Source organism: Limibacillus halophilus (genome assembly GCF_014191775.1).
Lineage (GTDB): Bacteria > Pseudomonadota > Alphaproteobacteria > Kiloniellales > CECT-8803 > Limibacillus > Limibacillus halophilus.
This window is the reverse complement of record NZ_JACHXA010000016.1, coordinates 1-4,608: the sequence shown is the minus strand read 5'-3', so window position 1 is coordinate 4,608 and position 4,608 is coordinate 1. Positions and strand designations below refer to the sequence as shown.

The 4,608-nt window shown below is 60.8% G+C and carries 3 protein-coding genes; all 3 read left to right on the top strand.

Going from position 1 to position 4,608, the window contains the following annotated elements; translation table 11 throughout:
* On the top strand, positions 1-1,881 hold a 1,881-nt coding region (locus FHR98_RS16555; RefSeq protein WP_183417849.1), incomplete at its 5' end, for a hypothetical protein.
* Positions 1,882-1,974: 93 nt separating this feature from the next.
* Positions 1,975-2,892, top strand: coding sequence for a hypothetical protein (locus tag FHR98_RS16550; RefSeq protein ID WP_183417848.1), 918 nt, complete (start codon positions 1,975-1,977; stop codon positions 2,890-2,892).
* A 38-nt stretch (positions 2,893-2,930) separates the two neighbouring features.
* Positions 2,931-3,896, top strand: a complete 966-nt coding sequence (locus tag FHR98_RS16545; protein ID WP_183417847.1) for a DUF6973 domain-containing protein — start codon at positions 2,931-2,933, stop codon at positions 3,894-3,896.
* Positions 3,897-4,608 lie beyond the last annotated feature (712 nt).

The window sequence follows — 4,608 nt, the reverse complement described above, 5'->3', positions numbered from 1 at the left end:
CTGGCGTTCCTGAATGCCCGGCTGCCCGATACCGACGAGGATGACCTGCTGGAGGCCGAAGGCCTGATCTCGGCGGCCGAGACCACGCTGGCCGAGCAGAGCGCCAACGCCGATGACCCCTTGACCGCCAAGCTGATCGCCACCCGCGCCGAGGAGGCCAAGGCCATGATGGCCGCTCTGGCGGGCGAGAAGGCCATCCGCGAGACAAGCGTGCCCTCGCCATCCTTCGAGACGCCCTCTGCGAGGGCTCCTCAGGATGAAGGTGTCTCAGGTACCGCGCTTTCCCCTCACCCTGAGGAGCCACGAAGTGGCGTCTCGAAGGGCCAGGAGGGGTCGAACGACCCCGTCTCGAAGGGTGAGGCCTCGAAGGGGGACGATATCACCGCCTCTCCTCACCCTGAGGAGGCTGCGCCAGCAGCCGTCTCGAAGGGCGAGGGCAGCGGGGGCAGCGCCACCACCGGCACCGACACCACCGACGAGGCCCGCGCTGCACGGCGCGATGACACGCGGGCTATCGATGCGCTGGCTGAAGGCCGAGAGCGCGCCCGGCTGGCCGCTGGGGATGGGGCAGAGGGTGTTCAGATCGCCAGCGCCGACACCGGATTCCAGAGCGACGCTTCTTCCGGGGCAACTACGGCCACCAGTCCCGAAGACCCGCCCGCCGACTTCGATGCCGAGCGTAACGAGGCGCCCCGGCAGAGCGATGCGCAGGCTCGGGAACGTGACGTTCAACCTCTCGGCGCTGCGGCCCGGCGCAGTTTCGAGGCCATCGATGCGGCGGAACGCGAACTGGAACGGCAGCGCCGCCGCCAACGGGCCATGTCGCGCGATACGGCAGAGGATCGCGACGATCCCGCAACCCGGGGTCAGCGCCAGCAAGCGGTGAGTGCAGAGATCGAGCGCGCAGAGGACCAACTCGGCAAGGTTCGCACAGAGGCGCGGGACGCGATCATGGAACGCCTCGTCACCGGCTCCCTGGATCCCGCCAGCGCGAAGGCCGAGGCGGAGACTGTCTTCGGAACGGATGATCCGGTTGTCGGGCAGGTGCAGGCCGCTGGCGTCGTGGTGGGCCTGCGCGAACTCGAAGAGCGCGCGCTGGACAAGCCGGAAAACGCCGGAGCCGCTGCGGATTTCGTTGCCGGCCTGCGCGGCGAAGCGGAGCAGGATGGCAGCCTGACGGCGGAGGCAAAGCAGTTTTTCAGCGAACGATTGGCAAATGCTAATGCCTTGACCAAGCAAGCCGGAGTCCTGGATGAAGCGAACCGGGAGCTCGACCGCCTTGCCACGGAGATCGATGCGCTGGAGCAGAAGCGGGCCGGAGAGGGACTGAACGCCCGCGAACGCCAGCAGCTGCGCGGCCTCAAGGCATCGCAGCAGGCCGCGGTCGATAAGGTGGCGGATGCGCAGGCGGCTTTCGACGAGGCGGCCGAGCCACTGGTCAAGCTGGAGGCAGCCAGGGCGCTGGCGGCGCTGATGGAGACAGCCGAAAGTCCGGAGCAGTTGCGCGACGAACTCTTCAATGTCGCTGAGGCAGCGCTGGACGGGGCTGCCGGGGGCGCCCTTGCCGGGCTCGTGACGGGCGGTGCGGGAGGGGCTGCCATCGGAGCTATAATCAGTGCCGTTGCCAGTGGCGCCTCGACATTTCTCGCCCGCCAGGGAATTGATCCTGCGGATCTGGCGGCCCTGCCGCGGCTGCTGAAGGAAGATCCGGCCAAGGCCATTGCTATCATTGATGATGTCGGTGATGCGAAGTTTGTGGCTGCTCTTGCCGGATCGCTCGCGGGCGGGATCAAGCTCACGCCCAAACCCGGGTTCGATCCGGTGGATGCAGGGATCGGGGCCGCAGCCAGCGAGGGGTTCAAGACATTGCGCAGGCAGTGACTGCGGGCTTGGCCTGGAAGGAGTGGTGATGTGACAACAGGATTGCGTATTACAGGTTGTTCGTAAGCTCGGTAAATTGCTACCTTTCCTCGCATGAAGAAGAAGGGCGACACGCTCAGGAAACAGATGATCCGGGGGGGCATTGCAGGGTTGCTGGTCAGCGGCGCGCTCTGGTCGATCCCCTACGGCCTGTGGAACCTGCTCAGTGACGATGGCTACGGGCGTCTTCTGCCGCAGGAGGAGATCGAGGCGGCGCCGGCGGTCTTTCCGCCCTGGCCGGAGATCGCGCCGCCGGGCCCGGACGCGCTGCCGCGCCTCTCGCGCGCTGATCTCAAGCGCTATTTCTTTCCCGAGGGCGCCACCGACCCGGACTATGGCCTTGTCATCCGCCGCTTCGACCAGAGGCCGGTGGCGATTTGGGATTATGCCCGTGTTGAAGACGCAATGCGTGGCGACCGTTATGTCCTGGATTTCTACCGCCGTCTGCGCGCGGCCGTGCCGTCCCTGCCGCCGGCCTACTCCGAGTTGCTTGGCGATACGGTGCCTGGCGATCCCGAAACGAACGCGAAAATTTGGATCAAATCCTTTCTCAAGCAATGGAAGCCGAGGTATCGCTACGTCGGTGTTTCATATTCCGAGGGTGGCATTGATGACCGCATGATCGAACAGGGTTGCCGGGTCAAACCAAGTCTGTTCGTTGCCAGCCTGTCCTGGGAGGGCGAAGACGGAATGCCGCCGGAGGAGCGCTACCGCATGCATGAGCCTGGCATTATTATTTTTCACCGCCTCGGCGAACCGACGGTGGATCACTGCCTTTTCCGGGCCATGACCGTGGCGCTGGGCCTGCACCCGACAGAAGCATGGTTCTTCGATCCGGGCCCCGTGACACCGGACGAGCAGGCCCGGGCGCTGGCCGCCCTTGCCCTTGTCTATCACCCCGCCGTCAAGCCCGGCATGGACGAGGAGACCTTCATCCAGACCCTGCTGGACCGCGATCTCATTGAGCCCTAGCTCTGTGCTTTTAGCAAATTGCCAAGGAAGCCACGGAGATGATGGCGGCGCTGGAAGAGGAGGAGCGCATCCGCGCCACCTCCCTGCCCTCGGCACCGAAGGCAGGGGAGGCCGCTCCAGGGGATAAAGAGAAGGGCCCTCACCCTGAGGACGGCCAACAAGAGGCGCGGAGGGGCGAAGCCCCGATAGGGACAAGACAAAGCCCCGTCTCGAAGGGTGAGGCGCAGGATACCCCAGCGACCGAAGCCCTGCTGGAAGGGGCCGACCGCGCCCGACAGGCTGGCCCGACAGACGGTATCCAGATCGCCAGCGCAGATACCGGCATCCAAAGCGATGCGGCGGCGCCTTTGGGACAGCAGGCGCAGTCGGCAAGGTCTGAACCGGCGCGCAACCTTCAGGTGGCGCAGGCACCGAGCAGGCACGGTAAATCACCAGCAAAACAAAACCAACCGATTATCCTGCCGGAGCCAACCGCCGACGGCCCGGTGGTTACACGTGATCTAGAGCGGATTTTGCAGTTTGATCCTAACGGGCATGGGGAACTTAGCACTAGTATTCGGAGCCCGATCGATACAATGACGGCCAAAAACACAGCAGAAGAAGCCATTTTAACGACCGAGAAGTTAGCCAAGTCAGGAAGGATATCGGGCTCTCACAACGGTGGCGCTGACGCCTTTCGTCATGCGCTCTGGCATTACAAATTAACCAAATCTAGCGGTTACGAAGCGTCCAAGGAATTCGGCGATGCACATGAACGTGATATCCAAGGCGGAATTCGTGCGGGAATAGCGAATCTAGGGAGAAACCCGCGATTTACGCCTTTGAATGGAGCAGAACTCGTTACTCCAGGCGAGCGGCTCATGGATCTTTACAACAATGAGGTTGGGCGGCAGCTAGCCTTGGACCCGCGGAACTTGAGCAAGCCGGATGAAGACGTGATCCTCGATGCCCTAAGCAATAACAAGCTTAGAGATAAGCCATTTAAGGTTGTAGGACCGAAATGATTATGACATTAAAACAAGAATTCAATATCTCCAATCGTGAGTCAGATGGAATTCCCCTGTGGTCAAGCTCAGCACGAATCTATCAATAGTTTTGTCGGTTCTTGCAGGCACCTTCTTGTATCTGTGGGGATACAACACAGGAACAATGGAATCAGGTATTCCCCAATGCAAGGTGAAGCCCGGGTGCATAATTGTTATGTCAGCACCAGAGAGCGAGGGACGTCTTAAGATAGAGCAAGAGAACATCAGGTTGCCGCAGCGGCAGGTCCTGCTAAATGATCAATTGCCTCTAGCTCCAAGGATGATACCCCTTACCGAGAATGGACTAGGGCGTTTGATTATTCTACTCGATAAAGGAGAGAGAATTAAGCATAAGTGGTTCAAACCACCTACAGAATATATGGAAAACAAGCAGCAGATTCATTTTTTTATTGTTTATGCGGATAATATAATTACACAGTCTTATTACTATGAATCCATAAACTCATGGAGTTTATTAAAGAATTCAATAATTGGTTATTTTTCGGCGCTGACCCTTTTTGTAATAGGTATGTTTGAGCCAATCACCGAACTCCTCTTGGATTAGCGCGATCGAGAACAAGACCGGCCAACGCCCGCGCAGCCATGGCCTATCGCTGGCCAGCCTGCCAGTGGACGGCAAGCCGGGTCTTGGCACCCTGGAGGCCTACAAGGCCCTGGCGGCTGATCCCAA